Origin of the sequence: Oceaniglobus roseus (genome assembly GCF_002869745.1) — a bacterium.
GTDB lineage: Bacteria > Pseudomonadota > Alphaproteobacteria > Rhodobacterales > Rhodobacteraceae > Oceaniglobus > Oceaniglobus roseus.
Window position 1 is genome coordinate 16,965 of sequence record NZ_PNOS01000011.1, and the last position, 22,153, is coordinate 39,117.

Sequence of the window (22,153 nt, forward strand, 5' to 3'; positions counted from 1 at the left end):
TCATGGCTTGAGCTGCACGAGACGGTTGCCGCTCCAGACGAAGGGGGCGTCGCAGTCCGTCTCGCCGCAGATGCTGTAGGTGCCGTCGAGCTTCAGGCCCAGGCCTCCGGAAGGCAGCGCCACGAAGGTCAGGGCCGTGCCCAGCATGTGAATCGGGTCGCCATAGCCGCGGGAGGAGGCGAAGACGTCGAGCGAACAGTTCGCGGCGCCGCAGAAAAGGCGGCTCGTTCGGCCCGCGCACTGGACGCCGCCCCAGTCCATCACCACGTCCGGCGCGCCGTCGCCGTCGAGATCGCCTGCCTGCAGCGCATCGGGGGAAATCGTGGCGCGGCCCTCGCATTTCGCATCGGCGTGGGCCTGGATCTGGGACGGCAGGGCGAAGGCTCCGCCTTGCGGAGAGGGGAGCGCAGGCGGTGCGGCCGGTGGGGCGGCGATGCCCGGAGGTGGCGCCTCTCCGGCCGCGACCCAGGCCGCGCCGCAGTAGGCCTGCGCCGCGTCCAGCGCCGCCCCGAGGCCCGCGACTGGGATCTCCCAGGCGGCCTCGGTGCCGACCTGCATCACCAGCCGGGATGCGGACCGCAGGGCGGCGAGCATGGGGTCGCCCATGCTAAGCGCGACCTGCCAGGCCTCGTCCATTCCGTTCCAGCGAAGGGGCGGCAGGCGATAGCCGGTCTGGTCCACGAGCAGCAGGATATCCGCACGCTCCGCCCCCGACGCGCGCACGAGCGCATCGCCGGCGCCGATCAGGACCTGCCAGGGCGGCGCGTGGGTATAGTCGGGCCACATCCGGTCCGCCGGAAGTGGGTTCTGCACCGAACGCGCCGCGCAGTCGAAGACCAGGGGAAGCCCGGAATAGAGAGCCGTGCCGATCGCATAGCCGCCGTCGTCGGACAGCTCGGCCTGCCAGCCCTGCGCCGCGAGCCGCCCTGCCGCAGTCAGCAGCAGGGCGAAAAGGAGGCTCCCCCGCACCTCAGCCCTTCCAGGTCGGACCGGCGGGATCGTCGGTGGCGACGACGTGGAACAGCGAGGCGTGGCCGGTCATCGCGGGCAGGGCGTTGTGGGGCAGGTCGGCGGGCACCGACATGGTGTCGCCGGGATTGAGCACGGCCGAGCCGTCGGGCCAGCTGACCCGCCAGTGGCCTTTTACCGGCATCAGCACCGAGGGGCGGTCGTGGCTGTGCATCTCCTCCGTGGCCGAGGCGCGGGTAAGGAAGTCGACCTCGAAACCGGGGCGGTCGCGCAGCATGCCGTTCTCGCCGATCACCTTGACCGGGCGCTTGCCCGCGAGCGAGACCATGTCCTGGTAGCGGGCGACGTGGTTCGGCACAACCTCGGCCGGTTCCGGCTCGGGGAAGGCCTTCAGCTCCTCCTCGCTCAGCACCGGCATCGGGCCGACCCCCTCGGGCAGCTGCTGGCCCTTCCGCGTGTCGTAAAGCTTCTGGTTCGCCCCCAGCACCAGGCCGTGGGCTTTCGCATCCTCGATCACCTGCGGCGCCCAGATGACGCCGCCCCCGGCATCGTCGCCGCCGAGGATCGCCATGATCATCCCGTAATCGGTTCCGATGTTCTCGAACCCGCGGAAGATGCCAGTGGGGATGTTGATGATGTCGCCTTCCTCCAGCACCACCTCGCCCGCGGTGCCCCAGCGGCCCCAGAAGAAGCGCCAGCGCCCCGAGAGCACGAAGAACACCTCGGCCGTGCGATGGGAGTGGAGCGAGTTGCGGCACTTCGGCGGCTGGCCCGCGGCGCCGATGTTGAAGCCGTGGGGCAGGGCGATGTGGACGTGCTGGTCGGCGGATTCCGAGACGCCGCCGCCGATGATGGTGAAGTTCTCCTTCTGGTCCGAGCCCGGGGTGTGGGCGTCGATGAAGGCGGTCTTGCAGGGCTGAAGGTCGCCGTAGCGGACGATGCGGGCTTCCATTTCTGCGGGGGTCATTCCGGTCCTCGATCCTGTGTCCTGAGGGTGTGCCTGGCGCCGCGGGTCAGTCCGCGGCGCCGGTGTGAAGGTGGATCTGCTTCCAGATCGCCACCTCGTCGATCAGCGTGAATTCGCGCCGGAGGCCCCATGGCCCCCATTCGGCGTGTGTGATGCCCATGACGTGCACCTCGGCTCCGGTGGGCGCGCCGAAATGGCCCGGCCCCGCATGGGGCCCGGTCAGCGACCAGCGGACGGCGGCGCGGTGGGGCGTGCCGGGGTCGACGCGGCCGATGCGGTGGTGCACGGCGAAGCGCGCGGTCGGGAAGGAGGAGCGCAGCCGCATCCAGTCGGTCTCGGCGAAGTCCCAGGACCAGCCGCCGCGCGACCCCCAGTGTTCGGTCCTCACGGCACGGTCGTATTCGGCGCGGATGACCGAGAACTCCTTGTCCATCATCCGGGTCAGGATGTCGGCCAGCCGCCGGCCCCATTCGTTGTCGTTGCCGGTGCCGCTGTAGGGCCCCTGCACGTCGTGGTCGGGGTGGAAGGGGCGGACGCATCTTTCCGGCCCGCCCTCGGCGCGGATCTGGCTCCGCGCGTGGTCGGACGGGTCGATGCCAAGCTGGCGCGCGATGCCGCCGACGTCGCGGATCAGCCATTCGTCGTCGATCACGTCGTTCCGGGCCGCGCAGTCGGCGATGGCGCGGATCTCGAACCGTTTGCCGGTCGGCGCGCCGAAGGCGCCGTGGCCGGTGTGGGTGCCGGTGGTAAGGATCCGGTGGGAAGACAGGAAGCCCTCGTCCTCGTTACCCGACCAGATCACGTCCTCGCCCAGAAGCTGGCGGTCGGGAAACTCGGCCAGGGTGGCAAGCGTGCCGTCGATCACGCCCGCGTTGCCGCGCACGAGGCCCGAGGGAAAGCGCATCGGGATGTCGGGCGCGTAGTAGTGGTGCAGGGTGTCGAGCCCGCGATCCTCCCAGATCTCCTTCGTGATCTTCAGGATATAGTCCGGCAGGTCGGTGAACCGGTTCGAAAAGCCCTTCATGGCTGCTGTCCCGTCTGGAGTGGTGTCCGCTTGCGGCGGCCCGGCGCGGCCGGGCGGCCGGGGGTGGTCACGGTGCGTGCCGCGTGCCGGCCAACGGCGGGACGCGGCGGAACGAGGGCGAGACCGTCCATCACGCGCCCTCCGCCTTCCGGGAGGAGCGGCGGACGATCAGCGCGCCGTCCAGCACCACGCGTTCGGGCGCCGCGTCGCGGTCGTCGATCCGGCGCAGCAGGGTCTCCACCGTCTGGGCGATCATCCGGTCGAGCGGCTGGCGATAGCTCGTCAGGTCGTAGGCCGGCCATGCGGCGATGGGGGTGTCGTCGAAGCCCGCCACGGCCACGTCCTCGGGGATGCGCAGGCCCAGCTTGAAACGGATCGCGTCCATCACCGCGAAGGCCATGTGGTCGTTGCAGACGAAGACGGCCTCGGGGCGGTCGGCGCCCGCGAACATCTCCAGCGCCGCGGCCCGGGCGCCGCCGTATTCGAAGTTGCCGACCTCGCGGGCGGCGGGGGTCAGTCCCGCCTCCCGCAGCCCTTCGCGGAACCCCGCCTCGCGGTCGATCTGGGTCGAGGCCTCTTCCATCCCGGCGATATAGCCAATCCGCCGCAGGCCCTGCGCGGTCAGGTGGCGCGCGATCTCGCGCCCGCCCTGCCGGTTGTCGGTCGTGACCGAGCACATGCGCGCGTCGTCCTGTTCGCGGTTGAACAGCACCACCGGGATGCCGCTTTCGTGGCAGCGCTTCGCCAGCACCGAGGAGAGCGACACCGAGGCCAGCACGAGGCCGTCCACCTGGTAGTCGAGGATCTCCTTCATCACGTCCTCCACGTCGCCCACGGTGGGGGCCGACATGAAGACGAGCACGTGGTAGCCCTCGCGCTGGAGCGCGACCGACAGCGCCTCGACCGCGTGGGGATAGAACTGGTTGTCGAGATAGGCGACGACGAGGCCGATGATGCGGCTCCGGCCCGTGATCATCGCGCGGGCCAGCACGTTCGGGCGATAGCCGAGCTCTTCCGCCGCGCGGTGCACCTTCTCGCGCGTCGCCTTCGACACGCTCGCGCCCGGCGTGAACACCCGGCTGACCGCCGACTGGCTGACCCCGGCGCGCCGCGCGACCTCCAGCGATGTGACCCGTTCCCCCGCCATCAGTCGGCTGTCCAGCCCCCGTCGATCAGCAGCGACGTGCCCGTGACCAGCGCCGCGGCGTCGGAGGCGAGGTAGAGCACGCCACCCATTATGTCCTCGACCTCGCCCGTGCGTCCGAGCTTGATCTTCTCCGAGATCCAGGCGACGCGCTCGGGGTTGTCGAAGGTGGCCTCGGTCAGCGGCGTGCGGATGAAGGTGGGGCAGAGGGTGTTGATGCGGATCCGGCGCGGGCCCCATTCGATCGCCATGGCCTTCACCATGCCTTCGAGCCCGTGCTTCGAGGCGCAGTAGACCGCGCGGTCGATCCCGCCGACATGGCCCATCTGGCTGCTGATGTGGATGATGGACCCGCCCCGTTCCGGCATCCGCTTCGCCGCCTCGACCGAGAGGAAGAAGGCCGCGCGCAGGTTCACGTCCATGACCGCGTCGTAGTCCGCGGGCTTCGTGTCGAGCGCCGCGGAATGGCGGGCGAGGCCCGCGGCGTTCACGAGGACGTCGAGCCTGCGCTCGCCCAGCGCGGCGGGCAGGGCGTCGATGTCGGCGATGTCGAGCGGCAGCGCCTCGGCCGACCAGCCCTCGGCCTGCATCTCGGCCACCGTGCCCTCCAGCCGCCCGGCGCCGCGGGCGGCGCAGATCACGTGCGCCCCCGCCTCGGCCAGCGCCACGGCACAGCCGAGCCCGATCCCGGACGAGGCCCCGGTGACGAGCGCGGTGCGCCCGTCGAGCCGGAAGGAGGGAGGCTTCGGCAGCGTCATTCGGCCGCCTCGGGCAGCCGCGCGCCTTCGCCGTAGGGCACGTTCACCCCGCCGTAGCGGCGGACGCGGAGGTTGCACTGCTCGGCATGGCCGACGAAGCCCTCGAGCATGCAGAGCCGCGAGCCGTAGGCGCCGATCCGCGCCGCCGCCTCGTCCGTCAGGATCCGCTGGTAGCTGTGGGTCTTCAGGAACTTGCCGACCCAGAGCCCGCCGGTATAGCGCCCCGCCTTCTTCGTCGGCAGGGTGTGGTTGGTGCCGATCACCTTGTCGCCGTTCGCCACGTTGGTGCGGGGCCCGAGGAACAGCGCGCCGTAGCTCGTCATGTTCTGAAGATACCAGTCGTCGCGGTCGGTCATCACCTGCACGTGCTCGCTGGCGATGTCGTTGGCGACGGCCAGCATCTCGTCGTGGCCGGCGCACAGGATCACCTCGCCGTAGTCGCGCCAGGACACCGCGGCGGTGTCGGCGGTCGGCAGGATCTTCAGGATGCGGTCGATCTCGGCCAGGGTGGAGCGGGCGAGGGTTTCGGAGTTCGTGACCAGCACCGCGGGCGAGTTGTAGCCGTGTTCGGCCTGGCCCAAGAGGTCGGTCGCGCACATCTCGCCATCCACGGTATCGTCGGCGATCACCATGGTCTCGGTCGGCCCGGCGAAGAGGTCGATCCCGACGCGCCCGAAAAGCTGCCGCTTGGCCTCGGCCACGAAGGCGTTGCCGGGGCCGACCAGCATGTGCACCGGCTCGATCGTCTCGGTGCCGATGGCCATGGCGCCGATCGCCTGGACGCCGCCGATGACGTGGATCTCGTGCGCGCCGCCAAGGTGCATGGCGGCGATCACCGCCGGGTTCGGCTTGCCCTTGAAGGGCGGCGTGCAGGCGACGATGCGCGGCACCCCGGCGACGGCGGCGGTCAGCACCGACATGTGGGCCGAGGCGACCATGGGGAACTTGCCCGCCGGGACATAGCATCCGACGGACTGCACCGGAATCGTCCGGTGGCCGAGGATCACGCCCGGCTGGGTCTCGATCTCGATGTCGGTCATCGAGGCGCGCTGGGCCTCGGCGAAGGCGCGCACCTGGTCCTGGGCGAAGCGGATGTCGTCCAGATCGCTCTGCGACACCTCGGAGATCAGCGCCGCGATCTCGTCTTCGCTCAGGCGGAAGCTCGCCGGGGCGTAGCCGTCGAACTTCTCCGACAGCTCGCGCACGGCGGCGTCGCCGCGGGCCTCGATGTCGGCAAGGATCGATTCCACGGTCGCGCGGACCTTGGCATCGTCCTCGGCCCGCTCGCCGGTGGACTTGCCCTGCTTCAGGTAGGTGATGGTCATGTTGTTCCTCAGTCGGGTTTCGGGGGGACGGCGCGGCCGTCGTCGAAGGCTTCCCAGCCGTGACCGTCGAAGACGTCACGGCCGAGCTGCCAGAGAACGTGGGCGAAGTCGACCGAAACCCAGTTGTCGGCGATCCGTCCGTCCTTCAGTTCCCAGAAGTCCATGTACGGGATCTCGACCCGCTTGCCGGTGGGTGCGATGCCCATGAAGGGGCCGCTGTGGGTCGCCTCGATCAGGCCGAAGCAGGAGGCCCAGTCGCCTTCGCAGATCAGCCGGTCGGTCCTGTATTCCCGCTCGGTGAAGGCGGCGCGCAGAGGCAGCTGCCAATTCGCGCGGAAGGCGGCAAGGCCCACCTTGGTGCCGCAGCCGCGGTTGCCGAGCCAGCGGAAATCCTCGTGGAAATGCGCCGCCATGTCGTTCGAGTTGGCGGCCAGCGCCGCCTCCATCCTGAGGATCGCCTGCCGGGTCGCCTCGGCCTTCTGTTCCGCGTTCATTTCGTGTCGATCCTCTGGCCCGTGGCCGTGTCGAAGAGGTGGCAGATGCGCGCCGGGATGCGGGCGCGGACGGTGTCGCCGATCTCGGCCCGGAAGTCCTTGGCGGTCTTGACCGAGACCAGCGCGCCGCCGAGCCGCCAGGTGATCATCGACGCCTCGCCGAGGAGTTCGATGGAATACATCGGCGCCGCGATCTCGCCGCCCTCCGGCACGATCTCGGCATCCTCGGCGCGGAAGCCCAGCGTGACCTTGCCCGAGGTGGCCGTCGGCAGCCCCTCGACCCGGATCCCGTCGCCGGTGAAGGTGCCGCCGTCCAGCCGCCCCTCGACGAGGTTCATGGCGGGCGAGCCGATGAAGCTCGCCACGAAGGTGTTGGCGGGCCAGTCGTAGATCTCGGTCGGGGTGCCGACCTGCTGGATCCGGCCCCTGTTCATCACCACCACCCGGTCGGCCAGCGTCATCGCCTCGATCTGGTCGTGGGTGACGTAGACGGTGGTGGTCTTCAGCTTCGATTGCAGGTTCTTGATCTGCGCCCGGGTCGAGACGCGCAGCTTGGCGTCGAGGTTCGACAGCGGCTCGTCCATCAGGAACACGGTGGGCTTGCGGACGATGGCGCGCCCGAGCGCCACGCGCTGGCGCTGCCCGCCGGAGAGTTCGGCGGGGCGGCGGTCCATGAAATCGGCGAGTTCCACCATCTCGACCGCCTTCATCACCATCTCGTGGTGCTTCTCCTTCGGCACCTTGCGGACGCGCAGGGGGAAGCGGATGTTCTCGTAGACCGAGAGGTTGGGGTAAAGCCCGTAGGACTGGAACACCATCGAGATGTCGCGGTCCTTCGGTTCCAGGTCGTTCACCATCCGGTCGCCGAGCCAGATCTCGCCGTCGGTCACGTCCTCCAGTCCCGCGATCATCCGCATGGTGGTGGACTTGCCGCAGCCCGACGGGCCGAGCAGGACGAGAAACTCCTGGTCCGCGATGTCGAGGTCGAAGTTGTCGACGCCCACGAAGGAGCCCCAGCGCTTGTTGACGTTCTTCAGTTGCAGTCTGGCCATGACGACCTCCTATCCCTTGACCGCGCCGGCGGTCAGGCCGCTGACGATCTGGCGCTGGAAGAAAAGAATGAGCACGAAAAGCGGCACGATGGCCGAGACCACGGCGGCCACCGCATACATCACCTTGCCCTCTTCCTGGGTCGAGCCGAGGAAGCTGTTGATCTTGGGGATCATCGTCGCGTTCTCCTGGCTGAGAAGCATCGAGGTCACGGTGAAATCGTTGTAGGCGAGCAGGAAGCTGAACAGCCCCGTGGTGACGACGCCCGGCCACATCACCGGGATGATCGCCAGCCGGAACGCCTGGAACCGGGTGCAGCCGTCGACCATCGCCGCCTCGTCCAGGTCCTTCGGGATCGACAGGAAGAACGAGTGCAGCATCCAGAGCGTGAAGGGCTGGTTGATCGCCACCAGCACGATGATCGTCGTCGGCAGGTATCCCCAGACGTTCAGCTGGAAGAACGGCAGCAGGTAGCCCGAGACGAGCGTCACATGGGGCATGGCGCGGAACACCAGCGCCGCCATCAGAAGCCAGAAGGTGTAGCGGAACCCCGAGCGGGCCAGGGCATAGCCGCCGAGCGTGCCGAGGGTCAGCGAGATCAGCACGACGAAGACCGTCACGATGGCGGTGTTCACGACCGCGCGCCAGAACTCCTGCTGGACCCAGGCGCCCTCGTAGCCCGCAAGGGTGAAGGGGCTGCCGTACTGGCGTTCGGTCACGGGGCCGGTGATCGCGTTCATCCAGTCGGCGCGCGAGAAGAAGTCGCCCTCGACCTTAAACGAGCCCCACATGGTCCAGAGGAACGGGAAGGCCGCGATGACCAGCCAGCAGAGCACGAAGACCGCGGACAGAAGCGCCAGCGGCAGTGGCTTGCGGTTTGCGAGATCCGACATCGGCGCCTCCTCAGGTCTTGCGGTTGAATTCGCGCCAGTTGCGGCGCAGGACGGGCAGAAGCAGGATGATCACCCCGATGATCGTCAGCATCGACGTGGCGGCGGCCGAGCCGAACAGCGGCGATTCCGCGGCGCGCAGGTCGTTGTAGATCAGGTAGCTGAGCGAGGTGGCCGAGGCGGCGGCGGAGAAGCCGATGATCGGCTCGAACACCCGGAAATTGTCCATCAGCTGCATCAGCGCGATGAAGGTGGCGAGCGGCGCGAGATAGGGGATGGTGACGAAGCGCACCCGTTCCCACCGGCTTGCCCCGTCCACCATCGCGGATTCCAGCGTGTCCTTCGGCACCGTCTGAAGGCCTGCGTAGAATACCACGAAGGCGAAGGGGGCCGAGTGCCAGACGCCGTAGGTGAACAGCGTGAGCCAGGTCAGCGTCGGCGAGGCCTTGAGCGACAGCGTGGGATCGTTGAACAGCGATTGCAGCATCGCCCCGATGATCCCGCGCGAGTCGATCATCCAGAACAGCACCAGCGAGCCGACGAGCGGTGTCACCAGCATCGGCAGCAGCGAGAAGAAGATCACCGGCCCCTTCAAGAGCTTCGGCACCGAGTTTACGACGACCGCGATGATGAAGCCGAGGATGATGACCAGCGGCGTCACGATGAAGGTATAGGCCAAGGTGAAGATCAGCGCCTTGTAGAAGGGCAGGTTCATGATCCGGCTGCGGATCTCGCCAAAGTTCTTCGAGGTCGCGACGATGTCGGCGATCTCGTCCGTGGCGAGGTGGGTGGGGTTGGTGTAGGTGCCAAGCCCGTTGAACCGACCGGCGGGCTGCTCGGCGCGCAGCCGCGCCATCGCCTCGGCGTCGACGCTGACCTGCGAGGTGCAGCCAAAGGGGCCGCAGTTCTTCGCCTCGATCAGGATCTTCTCGTGCTCGATGAACAGCGACTGGTAGGCGACCGATCCGATGGGCAGCGCGATGAACAGGATCATCGCCAGCAGGGACGGCCAGATGAAGAACAGGAACGTCTTGTGCGGCATGGCGGCCTCCCTGCCGTGCACGACCCGCGTGCACGGATGATCCGGGGTGTCGGAGAGAGAGGGGGCCGCGCGGGGCGGCCCCGGCGGGGTGTCAGTTCAGGTAGCCCGCTTCCTTCGCCGCGGTGTTGTAGGCGGCGGTGACGTCGGACAGCGCCTGCTCGGCGCTTTCCTTGCCCTGCAGGAACTCGGCCAGGTTGTCGCCGAGCGCGGTGTGCAGCATGCCCATGTAGGGCAGCATCGGGTAGGGCCGGGCGCCGCCCTGCAGGTCGGCGATCACCCCGACGGCGGCGGGGGTCGGCTGGTAGCCCTCGATCAGCCAGACGGCGGCGTCGGGGTTCTCGGCCATCATCTCGGGCGAGATGCCGTTCATCATCGCGCGGAACGACGCCTCGGCATCCTCGTCGGAGATGTTCTTGGCGATGGTGAAGCCGTCCCACCACAGCGCCGCGGTGGGAATGTTGCCGCCGCCGATGGCGGGCGAGGCGGCGAAGGCGGTGCCGGCCGCGATCTCGGGCGAGGGGTTGTCGGCGGCAATGTAGGCCCCGGCGCGCGAGCCCCAGTTGATCGAGAGCGCCGCCTCACCCGCGTCCCAGACCGGCTTCTGGGCGTTGGCGTCGTAGGTCGCCCAGTCCTGGTTCATGTATTCGGTCATCTTCTTCATCGCCTCGAGCACCTTGATCGCGGCGTCCTGGTCCATGGCGAGCTTGGCGGTGCCGGGTTCGAAGAAGTCCTTGCCGGTGCCGAGGTAGGTGTTCACGAACTCGGCGGCGAGGTTCCAGCCGGGCATGTAGCTCGACGTGATCGGGGTCTGCATCACGCCCGCCTCGCGCAGCTTCTCGGCGGCGGCGAACATCTCGTCGTAGGTCTTCGGCACCTCGATCCCGTTCTCCTCCAGCACGTCCTTGCGGTAGAACAGGTGCTGGGCGTTGGCCATGAAGGCGATCGCCATGATCTTGCCGTCGACATAGACCTTCTGGCTGTCCTGGAGCTGCTGGCCCCATTTCGCCACGTATTCGTCGAGCGGGCGGATCAGGTTGTCGTTCATCAGCGGCACGATGGAGTTCGTGGCGACGACGGCGACGGTATAGGTGGCCGGGTTGGTGGTGAGCGCGGGCACCTGGATGTTCTTGTGCTCCTCGGTCTCGTTCTTCGTGACCTCGACCTTGTCGGTGGCGCATTTCTGCGCCCAGTCGTTGACGGCGTGCAGCGCCGAGAAGTCGTTGGACAGGATGCGGACCGAGCCGCTCTCGATCCCGCAGTCGGCCGAGGCGAGCCCGGCGGAGGCGATCAGCGCCGTCGCGGCAACCGATGCTTTCAGTGTGAAGGTCATTCCAGTCTCCCGTCAGAGAATTGCACCGTGCCGCTCACCCGGACGGGTGGCGCATCTTGTCGTTGCAGGCACCCCGGTCGCACCGCGGGCACGAGTCACGTTAGCGGCGAGTGAATACGCTTGCAATAATTTTCTGTCCGCGCTTTCTGGAGCTGAAGGAGATCGCGATGGCAGACGACATTCTCACCCTCAAACTGAAATTACACGCAGGCCTCGCGGCACTGTGCGACGGGGGGGCAGGCGGGCTGGACGCCGCTATGTCCGACCTCTACGCGCCCGACGTGGAGGTGCGCGCCGCCCACCCGATGAACGAGGGGCGCGGCCACGGCTTCCTGCGCGACGTCCTCTGGGGGCCACTGATGGCGGCGCTGCCGGATCTGGAGCGGCGCGATTCGATCCTGGTCGGCGGCAGCTACGAAGGGCGCGATTACGTCGCCATGGTCGGCCATTACTGCGGCACGTTCCGGCGGGACTGGCTCGGGATCCCGGCGACCGGGCGGCCCGTCTACCTGCGTTACGGCGAGGTGCACGAGTTGCGCGAGGGGCGGATCGTGCAGACGAACTGCCTGTGGGACGTGCTGGACCTGATCCGGCAGGCGGGATTCTGGCCCATCGCGCCCAGTCTCGGCACCGAAGGCATGTGGCCCGGGCCGCTGACCGCCGACGGCATCGTGCTGAGCCCGCAGGACGCAACCCAAGGGGCTGCCAGCCTTGCCCAGACGCTGGCGATGCACGCCACGCTCGGCGCCTACCGCGACGAGGCGGAGGCGGGGCGCGAGGGGCTTCTGTCCATGCCGCAGAAGGAACACTGGCATCCGAAGATGATGTGGTACGGGCCGTCCGGCATCGGCACGACGCGGGGGCTTCAGGGCTTCGTGGACTATCACCAGCTGCCGTTCCGCACCGCCTTTCCGGGGCGCAAGGGCGGCGGGCAGTGGGACGAGATTTCCGACCTGAAGGCGAAGCACGGCGGCGGCCATTACATCCGCATCGGCGACGGGCCCTATTCCGTCACCGGCGGCTGGCCCAGCGTCTTTGCCGTGCACAAGGGCAACGATTTCCTGGGGGTCGGTGCCACCAACCGGCCCGTGACCATGCGGGTGATGGACTTCTACCTGCACCACGAGGGGCTGATTCGCGAGAACTGGGTGCCGCTCGACATCCTCGACCTGCTGAAGCAGATGGGCGTCGACGTGCTGGCGCGGATGCGCCCGCACTTCTCGCGCGGCCGGCTCGACTAATTCTTGCAAGCGTATGCATATCGTGCTTCGGTGAAGCGCGAACGGGACACCAGAACACGGGGACGGGTCATGGCGGTGAAGGACCAGGCGGCAGGCGGGGCGGACGGGAAGGCGGGCAGGGCGGCGACGGGGCAGGTGCTCCAGGCAGAGCGGCGGGACTTCGTCGATCTCGTCCCCGAGAACCGCGGGCGGGTGCAGCCGATGCGCGGGTTCGACCCGATCTACACCGACATCGTCGACTACATCATCCGCTGCACCCACCGCATCTGGGACGAGCGCGACGTCGGCCTGATCTATACCCACTACACCCACGACTGCGTCGTCTACAGCGCGCTCGGCACCTCCTACACGCGCGAGGAGGTGGTGCAGAACACCATCCAGCGGATGTTCATGCTGCCCGAGCGGCGCGGCATGGCGACCCAGGTGATCTGGAGCGGCAACGAGGACGACGGCTTCTATACCTCGCATCTCGTCACCGGCACCGGCCGTCACACCCAGCCCGGCCCCTACGGCCCGCCGACCGGGCGCACCTTCGTCGCGCGCACCGTGGCCGACTGCATGATCTACGAGAACATGATCTTCCGCGAGTGGCTGGTGGTCGACACCATGGCGCAGGTGCAGCAGATCGGGCTCGACCCCCACGGCTTCGCCGAGGCGATGGCGAAGGCCTCCTTCGACAAGGGCCTCCTTGCCGTCGACATCGGCGAGAACCGGCGGATGATCGGGCAGTACCCGCCGACCAGCGCGCCCGACCTGGAGATCGCGAAGAACGACCTCGAGCGCGAGGTGCTGGGCTGGCTGCACGAGATCCACAACCGCCGCATGTTCGGCAAGATCCGCGATGTCTATGCGCCGACGGTCCAGTACCACGGGCCGCTGATGAAGGAACTCTACGGCCACGGCGCGGTCACGCACCAGACCGTCGGCCTCTATGCGAACTTCCCCGACGGCTTCTTCATGCCGCAGCACATCTGCTCGGTGCCCTGCGATGAGGGCGGGTACAAGGTCGCCGTGCGCTGGATCGTCGAGGGGCACCACCTGGGCTGGGGCGTGCTCGAGTCGCTCGGCGCGCCGACGGGCAAGCGAGTGCAGCTGATGGGGATGACCCACCTCCACGTGAAGAACGGACGGATCGTCGACGACTGGACCACCTACGACGAGATGTCGGCGCTGATGCAGGTGAAGCTGGCGCAGATGGCCGACCGGAAGGCGGCTTTCGGCGAAGGGTTCTGACGCCGCGGCGCCTTCGCGCGGCCGGAAAATCTGCAATGTCGGGCCGGTAAACGCATCCTGTGCAGGGGTGCGGTTACCGGTCCTTGCATTTTCCCGCCCGGCCTGCATAGCTGTCCCCGCTGCGGAAATCATGCAGGCGGGGGGAAATCTTGCACAGCATCGGCGACTCCTTCGCCCTGGCGCTTCAGCTGGTCCTCTCTGGGGATGCCGACCTGCTGGCGATCGTGCTGCTGTCGCTCCGGGTCAGCCTGACCGCCACGGCGCTGGCCTGCCTGATCGGGCTGCCCGTCGGGGCGCTTGTCGCCATTTCCCGGTTCCGCGGGCGCAATGGCGTGCTGATCCTGATGAACGCGCTGATGGGGCTGCCCCCGGTGGTCGTCGGCCTGCTTCTGTACCTCCAGTTCTCCCGCTCCGGTCCGCTCGGGTTTCTCGGCCTGCTCTACACGCCGACCGCGATGATCGTCGCCCAGACGGTGCTGATCGCCCCCATCGTCGCCGCGCTGTCGCGGCAGGTGCTGGAGGATCTGCACACCGAATACGCCGAGCAGTTCCGCTCGCTCTGCCTGACGCGCCTCCAGACGGTGCGGGCGCTGCTGTGGGACGCGCGCTATTCGCTGCTGACCGTGGGGCTCGCCGGTTTCGGGCGGGCGGTGGCCGAGGTCGGGGCGGTGATCATCGTCGGCGGCAACATCGACCACCTGACGCGGGTGATGACGACGGCGATCGCGCTGGAGACGTCGAAGGGCGACCTGGCGCTGGCGCTGGCGCTCGGCATCATCCTGCTGACCATCGCCCTCGGGGTGAACGCGGCGGTGCAGTCGGTGCGCATGACCGCGGCGCGGTATGCCTATGTCTGACGCCGCGATCTTCGGGTCCGTCGCACCGGCGGCGCAGACCCTGCGGGCCGACATCCGCGCCTGCGAGGTGCAGGATCTGGTCCTGCGGCTGGGCGGGGCGACCGTGCTGGACGGGCTCTCCTTCGCGCTGGAGAAGAGCGGCTGCACCATGGTCCTCGGCGCGAACGGGGCGGGGAAGAGCCTGCTGCTGAAGCTCCTGCACGGGCTGATGCAGCCCACCGCGGGGCGGATCGCTTGGGGCGGGCAGGGGCCGGGCGCGGTGACGGCGCGCCAGGCGCTTGTGTTCCAGAAGCCCGTGCTGCTGCGCCGCTCGGTCGCGGCGAACCTCGACTTCGTGCTGAAGGCGCGCGGCGCGGGGCGCGGCGACGTGACGGCCCGTCGCGACGCCCTGCTCGACCATGTCGGGCTCGCGCACAAGGCCGGCCAGCCCGCGCGCCTGCTTTCGGGCGGAGAGGCGCAGCGGCTGGCGCTGGCCCGCGCGCTCGCCACCGATCCCGAGGTGCTGTTCCTGGACGAACCCACCGCCAGCCTCGACCCCGCCTCGGTCCTTGCCATCGAGCGCATCGTCGCCGGGGCGCGGGAGCGGGGCGTGAAGATCGTCTTCGTCACCCACGACACCGGACAGGCGCGCCGACTGGCCGACGACGTGCTGTTCCTGCACCGCGGACGGGTCGCCGAGCACAGCCCCGCCGCCACCTTCTTCCCGACCCCGAAAAGTGCGGCGGCGCGGGATTACCTGAACGGCAAACTTGTCGTCTGACCTGAACTTCAAGGGAGAAACCACCATGCTTGCACGCACTTTCGCCGCGACCGCCGTCGCGCTGACCCTCGGGGGCGCGGGGCTGGCGCAGGATCAGTCGATCCTCGTCCAGTCCACGACCTCGACCGCCAACTCGGGCCTCTACGACTATCTCCTGCCGATTTTCGAGGGCAAGACCGGGATCAAGGTGAACGTCGTCGCCGTGGGCACCGGCCAGGCGATCAAGAACGCCGAGAACTGCGACGGCGATCTGCTGCTGGTCCATGCGAAGCCGGCCGAGGAGAAGTTCGTCGCCGACGGCTACGGCACCATGCGCACCGATCTGATGTACAACGATTTCGTCGTCGTCGGCCCCGAAGCGGATCCGGCCGGGGTCGCGGGCATGAATGACGTGGAAGGCGCGCTGAAGAAGATCGCCGAGGCCAAGGCGCCCTTCGCCTCGCGCGGGGACGACAGCGGCACCCACAAGGCCGAGAAGGCGCTGTGGAAGAAGGCGGGCGTCGATCCGGCGGAAGGCTCGGGCGACTGGTACCGCGAGACCGGCTCGGGCATGGGGGCGACGCTGAATGCCGGGATCGGCATGGGCGCCTATGTCCTGACCGACCGGGCGACCTGGATCAGCTTCGACAACAAGCAGGATTACCGGATCGAGGTCGAGGGCGACGAGGACATGTTCAACCAGTACGGCGTGATCCCGGTGAACCCCGAGAAATGCCCGAGCGTGAAGGCCGAGGCGGCGCAGACCTTCGCCGACTGGCTGCTGTCGGACGAGGGGCAGGAGGCCATCGCGGGCTACAAGGTCGACGGTCAGCAGCTGTTCTTCCCCAACGCGCCCGACAAGTGATAGGAAGGGCGGGGCGGCGGCGCTGCCGCCCTGCCACACCGGACGGAGCGCGATGACAGAGACGGCCTTTCCCGACCACGAATACCTGACGGTCAAGGAGATGGCCGCGCTGCTGCGGCTGAAGGAGCGCAAGATCTACGACCTTGCCGCCACCGGCGCCGTGCCCTGTTCGCGCGCCACCGGGCGGCTGCTGTTTCCCGCCGACGAGGTCCGCGCCTGGATCGCGCGGGCCAAGTCGGGCGGCGAGGGCGGGAGCGAGCGGGTGTCGGCGCAGCGCCCGCCGATCGTGCTCGGCAGCCACGCCCCGCTGCTCGACTGGGCGATCCGCCAGTCCCGCTGCGGGCTCGCCAGCTATTTCGACGGCTCGCTCGACGGGCTGCGCCGCTTCGCGCAGGGCGAGGGCGTGGCGGCGGGGCTGCACATCCACGATGCCGAGACCGACCGCTGGAACGTGCCCGCCGTGGCGGAGGTGGCGGCGGGGCAGGACGCGGTGCTGGTGATCTTCGCGACGCGTCGCCGGGGGCTGGTGTTCCGCCCCGGCGCGGACGCGCCCGGCGGCATCGCCGACCTGGCCGGGCGGCGCATCGTGCCGCGGCAGGCGGAGTCCGGCACCGACACGCTGTTCCGCGAGCTCGCCGCGAAGGAGGGGCTGTCGCTGTCCGACCTGAGCTTTGCCGAGGTCGCCCGCACCGAGGACGAGGCGGTGGAGGCGGTGCGCCGCGGCGCCGCCGACGTCGCCTTCGGCCTCGCCGCCGTCGCGCAGTCCTACGGGCTCGAGTTCCGGCCGGTGCTGGAGGAGGAGTTCGCGCTGCTGGTCCATCGCCGCTCGTGGTTCGAGCCGGGGATGCAGGCGCTGCTGGAGTTCTGCGGCTCCGCCGCCTTCGCCCGTCGCGCCGAGGAATACGGCGGCTACGACATCGCGGGATTCGGCCGCGTGCTCTGGAACGGCTGAGCCGGCCGCGCCCGGCCGACCCCCGACCTTCGGAAGCTTGGCAGAAATAGGTACATGCTATACCTGTTGACGGAATCGGCAGGGACCGGAAGCGTCCTACCCGATCACATGGGAGGATACACATGATCAATCGCAAGAGGTTCCTGCGGCTCTGCGCCGCGGCGCTGTCGCTCGGGCTGGTGACGGAGGCGGCACAGGCGCAGGAGTTCACCTTCCGCCTGCACCATTTCCTGCCGTCGCAGGCCACCCTCTGGACCCACGTGCTGGACCCCTGGGCGGCCGAGGTCGAGGAGAAGTCGGGCGGACGGATCGCCATCCAGAAGTTTCCGGCGATGCAGCTTGGCGGCACCCCGCCCGAGCTGATCGACCAGGCCATCGACGGCACCGCCGACATCGTCCTGACCATCGCGGGCTATACCCCCGGCCGCTTTCCGCGCACCGAGGTGTTCGAGCTGCCGTTCATGATGGAGAACTCCAACGCCGAGGCGACCTCGCGCGCCTACTGGAAGCTGGCGCAGGAGACGATGCAGGAGGACTTCTCGCAGTTCCACCTTCTCGGCACCTGGGTCCACGGCCCCGGCCTGATCCATTCCAAGTCCCCGATCGAGGAGGTCGCGGACCTGAACGGCGTCAAGCTGCGCGCGCCCACCCGGACGACGAACATGCTGTTCTCCTCGCTCGGCGCGACGCCCATCGGGATGCCCGTTCCGGCCGTGCCCGAAGCGCTGAGCCAGGGCGTGATCGACGCCACCGTGATCCCGTGGGAGGTCACCGCGTCGCTGCGCATCGCCGAGCTGGTGGACAACCACACCGAGTTCGGGGACGAGTCGCTCTATACCACCGCCTTCCTCTTCGCGATGAACAAGGACGCCTACGACAAGCTGCCCGACGACCTGAAGAAGGTGATCGACGACGCCTCGGGGCTCGAGTTCTCGGCACGCTCGGGCCGGGCGATGCAGGAGCAGGACGCGCCCGCCCGCATCATCGCCGAGGATCGCGGCAACAACATCATCGAGCTGACGCCCGAGCAGGTCGCCTCGTGGAAGGAGGCCTCGCAGCCGACCATCGACGCCTGGGTGGCCGAGATGGACGGCAAGGGTCTGGACGGGACCGGCCTGTTGGCCCGCGCCCGCGAGCTGATCTCCGAGAACCAGTGAACCCGGCCGTCCCGGGGCTGCCATGCGGCCCCGGGGCAGCGGAGCGCGCAGGATGGCGTCCATGCACCGCATGATCGAACGGCTGGCCCGGCTGATGGCGCTTCTCGGCGGACTCGTGCTGGTCGCGCTGGTCCTGCTGACCGTGGTCAGCGTGGCGGGCCGGGGGCTGAACACGCTGGGTCACAGCGCCTTTCTCGAGCAGGCGGCGCCGGGTCTTGCCGCCTGGCTGCTCGGGCTCGGCGTCGGGCCGGTGAACGGCGATTTCGAGATCGTCGAGGCCGGCATCGCCTTCGCCATCTTCGCCTTCCTGCCGCTCTGCCAGCTGCGCTCGGAACATGCCACCGTGGACGTCTTCACCAACCTTCTGCCCGCCCCCGCGACCCGGGCGCTCGCCGCCTTCTGGGAGATGCTGCTGGCCCTCGTGATCCTCGTCATCGCCTGGCGCCTCGGCGTCGGCTTCTCCGAGAAGCTGGCGAACGGCCAGACCACCTTCCTGCTCCAGTTCCCGCTCTGGTGGGCCTACGGGGCGAGCCTCCTTGCCGCCGCCGTCGCCGCGCTGGTCGCGGCCTGGTGCGCCGCCGCGCGCCTTCTCGGCCGGTTGCCCGCGGGCGGGGGGGCCGGTCAGTGACGCCGCTCGCCCTCGGCTTCTGGTCCTTCCCGGTCCTGCTGCTGCTGATCTTCCTGCGCGCGCCGATCGGCATGGCGATGTTCGTCACCGGCGGCGTCGGGCTGTGGCTCGCCACCGGATCGAGCGACATGGCGCTGAACCTGCTGAAGGCGGAGAGCTATTCCACCTTCTCGAGCTACTCGCTCACCATCATCCCGATGTTCCTGCTGATGGGGCAGTTCGCCACCCTGTCGGGCATGTCGGCCGCCCTGTTCCGCGCCGCCGAGGGCTGGCTCGGGCACCGGAAGGGAGGGGTCGCCATGGCGTCGGTCGGGGCCTGCGCGGGGTTCGGGGCGATCTGCGGCTCCTCTCTCGCCACCGCCGCCACCATGTCGCGCGTCGCGCTGCCCGAGCTGCGCCGCTACGGCTATTCCGGCGGCTTCGCGACGGCCACTCTGGCGGCGGGCGGCACGCTCGGCATCCTGATCCCGCCTTCGGTGGTGCTGGTGATCTACGCCATCCTGACCGAGCAGAACATCGCCTCGCTGTTCCTCGCCGCCTTCGTGCCCGGCATCCTCGCCGCCATCGGCTACATGCTCACGATCTCGGTCTACGTCCGCGTCAATCCCGGCGGCGCGGGGGTGCGCGAGCGTGTGCCCTACGCGCGGCGCATCGCGGCGCTGCTCGAGGTCTGGCCGGTCGTCGTCGTCTTCGGCCTCGTCGTCGGCGGCATCTACCTCGGCTGGTTCACGCCCACCGAGGGCGCGGCGGTCGGCGCCTTCGGCACAGGCGTGCTGGCGCTGCTGTCGGGCAACATGACCTGGGCGCTGTTCCGCGAGAGCATCCTCGTCACCGCCACCTCCACGGCGATGATCTTCTTCATCATCCTCGGCGCCAAGCTCTACAACATCTTCCTCGCCGTCACGCAGATGCCGCAGGAGCTGTCGTCCTGGGTCGTCGGCCAGGGCTACGCGCCGCTGACGGTGCTGCTCCTGATCCTGGTCTTCTACCTTGTCATGGGCTGCCTGATGGACAGCCTGTCGATGATCCTGCTGACCATCCCGATCTTCTGGCCGGTGATGCAGCACATGGACTTCGGCCTGGTCTCGCTCCTCGACATGCAGAGCGCGCGGCTGGACGAGGCGCTGGCGGCGGGCATCGACGCGGCGAACCCGCTGCTCGAAGCCGCGCGGGCCAGCCTCGCCGAGGGCGTGGCGCTGACCCGCGACCAGTTCCGCGAGCTGGGCCTGCGCCCGGTGACCGAGGCGATGCACGCCGATTTCAGCTCGACCCTGACGGCGATCTGGTTCGGCATCCTGGTGCTGATCGTGGTCGAGGTCGGGCTGATCACGCCGCCGGTGGGCATGAACCTGTTCATCATCAACTCCATGGACCGCGAGACGCCGATGGCGGCGACCTATCGCGCGGTGCTGTGGTTCGTGACCTCGGACATCCTGCGGGTGGCGCTTCTGGTCGCCTTCCCGGGCATCACGCTGTTCCTGCTGCGGTAGAGGGCAACGAGCGCAAAGTTACGAAAGGGGACGGCCATGCAGATCGAAGGACAGGGCGCCATCGTCACCGGCGGGGGCAGCGGCCTTGGCGCCGCCACGGCACGGCTGCTGGCGGCGCGCGGCGCGCGCGTCGCGATCCTCGACTTCGACGAGGGCCGCGCGCGGGCGGTGGCCGAGGGGATCGGGGCGACGGCGATCCGCGTCGATGTCGGCGACGCCGATGCGGTGGGCGCAGCGGTCGAACGGGCCGCGGGCGCGGTCGGCACGCTGCGCATCGCGGTCAGCTGCGCGGGCGTGGGCCTTGCCGGGCGGATCGTCGGCCGCGAGGGCAAGCTGTCGCTCGACGTCTTCGAACGGGTGCTGCGGGTGAACCTCTTCGGCACCTACAACGTCATGTCCCACGCCGCCCGCCTGATGATGGAGACCGATCCGACCGACACGGGCGAGCGCGGGGTGATCGTCAATACCGCCTCCGTCGCCTGGCAGGACGGGCAGGTGGGGCAGGCGGCCTATGCCGCCTCGAAGGGCGGGGTCGCGGCCATGTCGCTGCCGGCGGCGCGGGAATTCGCGCGCGCGGGCATCCGCGTGGTCGCCATCGCGCCGGGCCTGTTCCACACGCCGATGATGGAGGGGCTGCCCGAGGAGGTGACGGCGAAGATCGTCTCCGACATCCAGTTCCCCGCCCGCCTGGGCGCGCCCGAGGAATATGCGCTGATGGCCGCGCAGATCGTCGAGAATCCCTATCTGAACGGCACGACGATCCGGCTCGACGCCGCGACGCGCCTGCCGCCGCGGTGATCGCATGCTGAGCATCGACATCGACGGCCCCGTCGCCCTGGTGACCCTGAACCGCCCCGAGAAGCGCAACGCCATGAGCGATGCGCTGCTCGACGCCATCGACGGCTTCTTCCGCGCCCCGCCCGAGGGCGTGCGGGTGGCCGTGCTGACCGGCGCCGGGGGCCACTTCTGCGCGGGGCTCGACCTCGCCGAACACGTCGCCCGCGACGCCGAGGGGACGATGCGCCACTCGCGCGGCTGGCACATGGTGATGGACCGGATCCAGTTCGGCGGCCTGCCCGTGGTCTCGGCACTTGCGGGCGCGGTGATCGGCGGCGGGCTGGAGCTGGCGGCGGCGACCCACGTGCGCGTGGCCGACCCCTCGACCGTGTTCCAGCTGCCCGAGGGGCGGCGCGGGATCTTCGTGGGCGGCGGCGCCTCGGTGCGGATCGGGCGCATCCTCGGCGCCGACCGGATGATCGAGATGATGCTGACCGGCCGGAAGTACGGCGCCGAGGAGGGGGAGCGCCTGGGCCTCGCCCACTACGCGGTCGGCGCGGGCGAGGCGCTGCCGCGGGCGCTGGAGCTGGCGCGGGGGATCGCGCAGAACGCGCCGCTTTCGAACTACGTCATGATCCAGGCGCTGTCGCGGATCGAGGACATGTCGAAGGCCGACGGGCTGTTCACCGAAAGCCTCTGCGCCGCGCTGACCCAGACCAGCCCCGACGCGCGGGAGGGCCTGGCCGCCTTCCTGGAAAAGCGCCCGCCGAGCTTCCGATGACCGCCGCGACCGGCCTTTCCGACAGCCCGCTCCGCAGCCTGCTCGGCTATCGGCTGCGGCGGGCCTGGATCGGCATCCGCGCCGACCTGGCCGAAACGCTGCGCCCGCTGGACCTCAGGATGCTGACCTATACCGCGCTGGTGCTGATCGAGGCGAATCCGGGCCTGTCGCAGGCGCGCCTCGCGGGGCTGATGACGGTCGAGCGGCCGAACGTGGTGGCCATCGTCGACGAACTGGCGCGGCGCGGGCTGGTCTGCCGCCGCCGCGATCCCGGCGACCGCCGCGCCTATGCGCTGGACCTCACGCCGCGCGGGCGCGCCCTCAGCCGCGCCGCGACCGAGGCGGTCGAGCGGCACGAGGCGCGGCTGTTCGGCGCCCTATCCGCGGCCGAGCGCCGGGCCATCGACGCCGCGCTCGAACGCCTGTCGGAGCGGTTGTGA

The 22,153-nt window shown here is 69.2% G+C and carries 23 protein-coding genes; 12 read left to right on the forward strand and 11 right to left on the reverse strand.

What is annotated here, in order from left to right; genetic code table 11:
• From A7B20_RS07405 to A7B20_RS07455, 11 genes are all read right to left on the reverse strand, one after another.
• A complete protein-coding gene (locus tag A7B20_RS07405; RefSeq protein WP_102107929.1) occupies positions 1-969 on the reverse strand; it encodes a hypothetical protein in 969 nt (322 codons plus the stop codon).
• A 1-nt stretch (position 970) separates the two neighbouring features.
• Complete coding sequence (locus tag A7B20_RS07410; RefSeq protein WP_102107930.1) at positions 971-1,936, reverse strand: cupin domain-containing protein; 966 nt, start codon at positions 1,934-1,936, stop codon at positions 971-973.
• Between the two features lie 46 nt (positions 1,937-1,982).
• On the reverse strand, positions 1,983-2,960 hold the full coding sequence (locus A7B20_RS07415; RefSeq protein ID WP_102107931.1) for a nuclear transport factor 2 family protein: 978 nt from the start codon (positions 2,958-2,960) through the stop codon (positions 1,983-1,985).
• A gap of 130 nt (positions 2,961-3,090) precedes the next feature.
• On the reverse strand, positions 3,091-4,107 hold the full coding sequence (locus A7B20_RS07420) for a LacI family DNA-binding transcriptional regulator (protein ID WP_102107932.1): 1,017 nt from the start codon (positions 4,105-4,107) through the stop codon (positions 3,091-3,093).
• Positions 4,107-4,862, reverse strand: coding sequence for an SDR family NAD(P)-dependent oxidoreductase (locus tag A7B20_RS07425; protein ID WP_102107933.1), 756 nt, complete (start codon positions 4,860-4,862; stop codon positions 4,107-4,109). Before A7B20_RS07425 ends, A7B20_RS07420 begins: the two co-directional genes overlap by 1 nt.
• Positions 4,859-6,187: a histidinol dehydrogenase gene (gene hisD, locus A7B20_RS07430; protein WP_102107934.1), complete on the reverse strand. Its 1,329-nt coding sequence runs from the start codon at positions 6,185-6,187 to the stop codon at positions 4,859-4,861. Before hisD ends, A7B20_RS07425 begins: the two co-directional genes overlap by 4 nt.
• An 8-nt stretch (positions 6,188-6,195) precedes the next feature.
• Positions 6,196-6,681: an ester cyclase gene (locus tag A7B20_RS07435; RefSeq protein ID WP_102107935.1), complete on the reverse strand. Its 486-nt coding sequence runs from the start codon at positions 6,679-6,681 to the stop codon at positions 6,196-6,198.
• The gene (locus A7B20_RS07440; RefSeq protein ID WP_102107936.1) at positions 6,678-7,733 is read right to left on the reverse strand and encodes an ABC transporter ATP-binding protein; all 1,056 of its coding nucleotides are present in this window, start codon (positions 7,731-7,733) and stop codon (positions 6,678-6,680) included. Before A7B20_RS07440 ends, A7B20_RS07435 begins: the two co-directional genes overlap by 4 nt.
• Before the next feature lie 9 nt (positions 7,734-7,742).
• Entirely contained in the window at positions 7,743-8,624 is an 882-nt protein-coding gene (locus A7B20_RS07445; protein ID WP_102107937.1) for a carbohydrate ABC transporter permease, read from the reverse strand.
• Positions 8,625-8,634: 10 nt separating this feature from the next.
• Positions 8,635-9,663: a carbohydrate ABC transporter permease gene (locus A7B20_RS07450; protein ID WP_102107938.1), complete on the reverse strand. Its 1,029-nt coding sequence runs from the start codon at positions 9,661-9,663 to the stop codon at positions 8,635-8,637.
• A 91-nt stretch (positions 9,664-9,754) separates the two neighbouring features.
• Positions 9,755-10,993, reverse strand: a complete 1,239-nt coding sequence (locus tag A7B20_RS07455) for an ABC transporter substrate-binding protein (RefSeq protein ID WP_102107939.1) — start codon at positions 10,991-10,993, stop codon at positions 9,755-9,757.
• Between the two features lie 257 nt (positions 10,994-11,250).
• Here A7B20_RS07455 and A7B20_RS07460 point away from each other — a divergent pair, with 257 nt between their 5' ends.
• The 12 genes from A7B20_RS07460 (at position 11,251) to A7B20_RS07515 (ending at position 22,153) form a co-directional block, all read left to right on the forward strand.
• Positions 11,251-12,234 carry an ester cyclase gene (locus tag A7B20_RS07460; RefSeq protein WP_245866669.1) on the forward strand — a complete coding sequence of 328 codons (984 nt, stop codon included), beginning with the start codon at positions 11,251-11,253 and terminating at the stop codon, positions 12,232-12,234.
• 69 nt (positions 12,235-12,303) lie between these two features.
• Positions 12,304-13,467, forward strand: coding sequence for a nuclear transport factor 2 family protein (locus A7B20_RS07465; protein ID WP_102107941.1), 1,164 nt, complete (start codon positions 12,304-12,306; stop codon positions 13,465-13,467).
• Between the two features lie 149 nt (positions 13,468-13,616).
• The gene (locus A7B20_RS07470) at positions 13,617-14,324 is read left to right on the forward strand and encodes an ABC transporter permease (RefSeq protein WP_102107942.1); all 708 of its coding nucleotides are present in this window, start codon (positions 13,617-13,619) and stop codon (positions 14,322-14,324) included.
• The gene (locus A7B20_RS07475) at positions 14,317-15,084 is read left to right on the forward strand and encodes an ATP-binding cassette domain-containing protein (protein WP_102107943.1); all 768 of its coding nucleotides are present in this window, start codon (positions 14,317-14,319) and stop codon (positions 15,082-15,084) included. Before A7B20_RS07470 ends, A7B20_RS07475 begins: the two co-directional genes overlap by 8 nt.
• A gap of 25 nt (positions 15,085-15,109) precedes the next feature.
• The gene (locus A7B20_RS07480) at positions 15,110-15,928 is read left to right on the forward strand and encodes an ABC transporter substrate-binding protein (RefSeq protein ID WP_102107944.1); all 819 of its coding nucleotides are present in this window, start codon (positions 15,110-15,112) and stop codon (positions 15,926-15,928) included.
• Positions 15,929-15,980: 52 nt separating this feature from the next.
• Entirely contained in the window at positions 15,981-16,880 is a 900-nt protein-coding gene (locus A7B20_RS07485; RefSeq protein WP_102107945.1) for a helix-turn-helix transcriptional regulator, read from the forward strand.
• Positions 16,881-17,002: 122 nt separating this feature from the next.
• Positions 17,003-18,037 carry a TRAP transporter substrate-binding protein gene (locus tag A7B20_RS07490; RefSeq protein WP_102107946.1) on the forward strand — a complete coding sequence of 345 codons (1,035 nt, stop codon included), beginning with the start codon at positions 17,003-17,005 and terminating at the stop codon, positions 18,035-18,037.
• 61 nt (positions 18,038-18,098) lie between these two features.
• A complete protein-coding gene (locus tag A7B20_RS07495) occupies positions 18,099-18,665 on the forward strand; it encodes a TRAP transporter small permease (protein ID WP_102107947.1) in 567 nt (188 codons plus the stop codon).
• Positions 18,662-20,155 (forward strand): TRAP transporter large permease, encoded by a 1,494-nt coding sequence (locus A7B20_RS07500; protein WP_102107948.1) that lies wholly within the window; start codon positions 18,662-18,664, stop codon positions 20,153-20,155. Before A7B20_RS07495 ends, A7B20_RS07500 begins: the two co-directional genes overlap by 4 nt.
• 36 nt (positions 20,156-20,191) lie before the next feature.
• Entirely contained in the window at positions 20,192-20,953 is a 762-nt protein-coding gene (locus A7B20_RS07505) for an SDR family NAD(P)-dependent oxidoreductase (RefSeq protein WP_102107949.1), read from the forward strand.
• Positions 20,954-20,957: 4 nt separating this feature from the next.
• On the forward strand, positions 20,958-21,713 hold the full coding sequence (locus tag A7B20_RS07510) for a crotonase/enoyl-CoA hydratase family protein (RefSeq protein WP_102107950.1): 756 nt from the start codon (positions 20,958-20,960) through the stop codon (positions 21,711-21,713).
• A complete protein-coding gene (locus A7B20_RS07515; RefSeq protein WP_102107951.1) occupies positions 21,710-22,153 on the forward strand; it encodes a MarR family winged helix-turn-helix transcriptional regulator in 444 nt (147 codons plus the stop codon). Before A7B20_RS07510 ends, A7B20_RS07515 begins: the two co-directional genes overlap by 4 nt.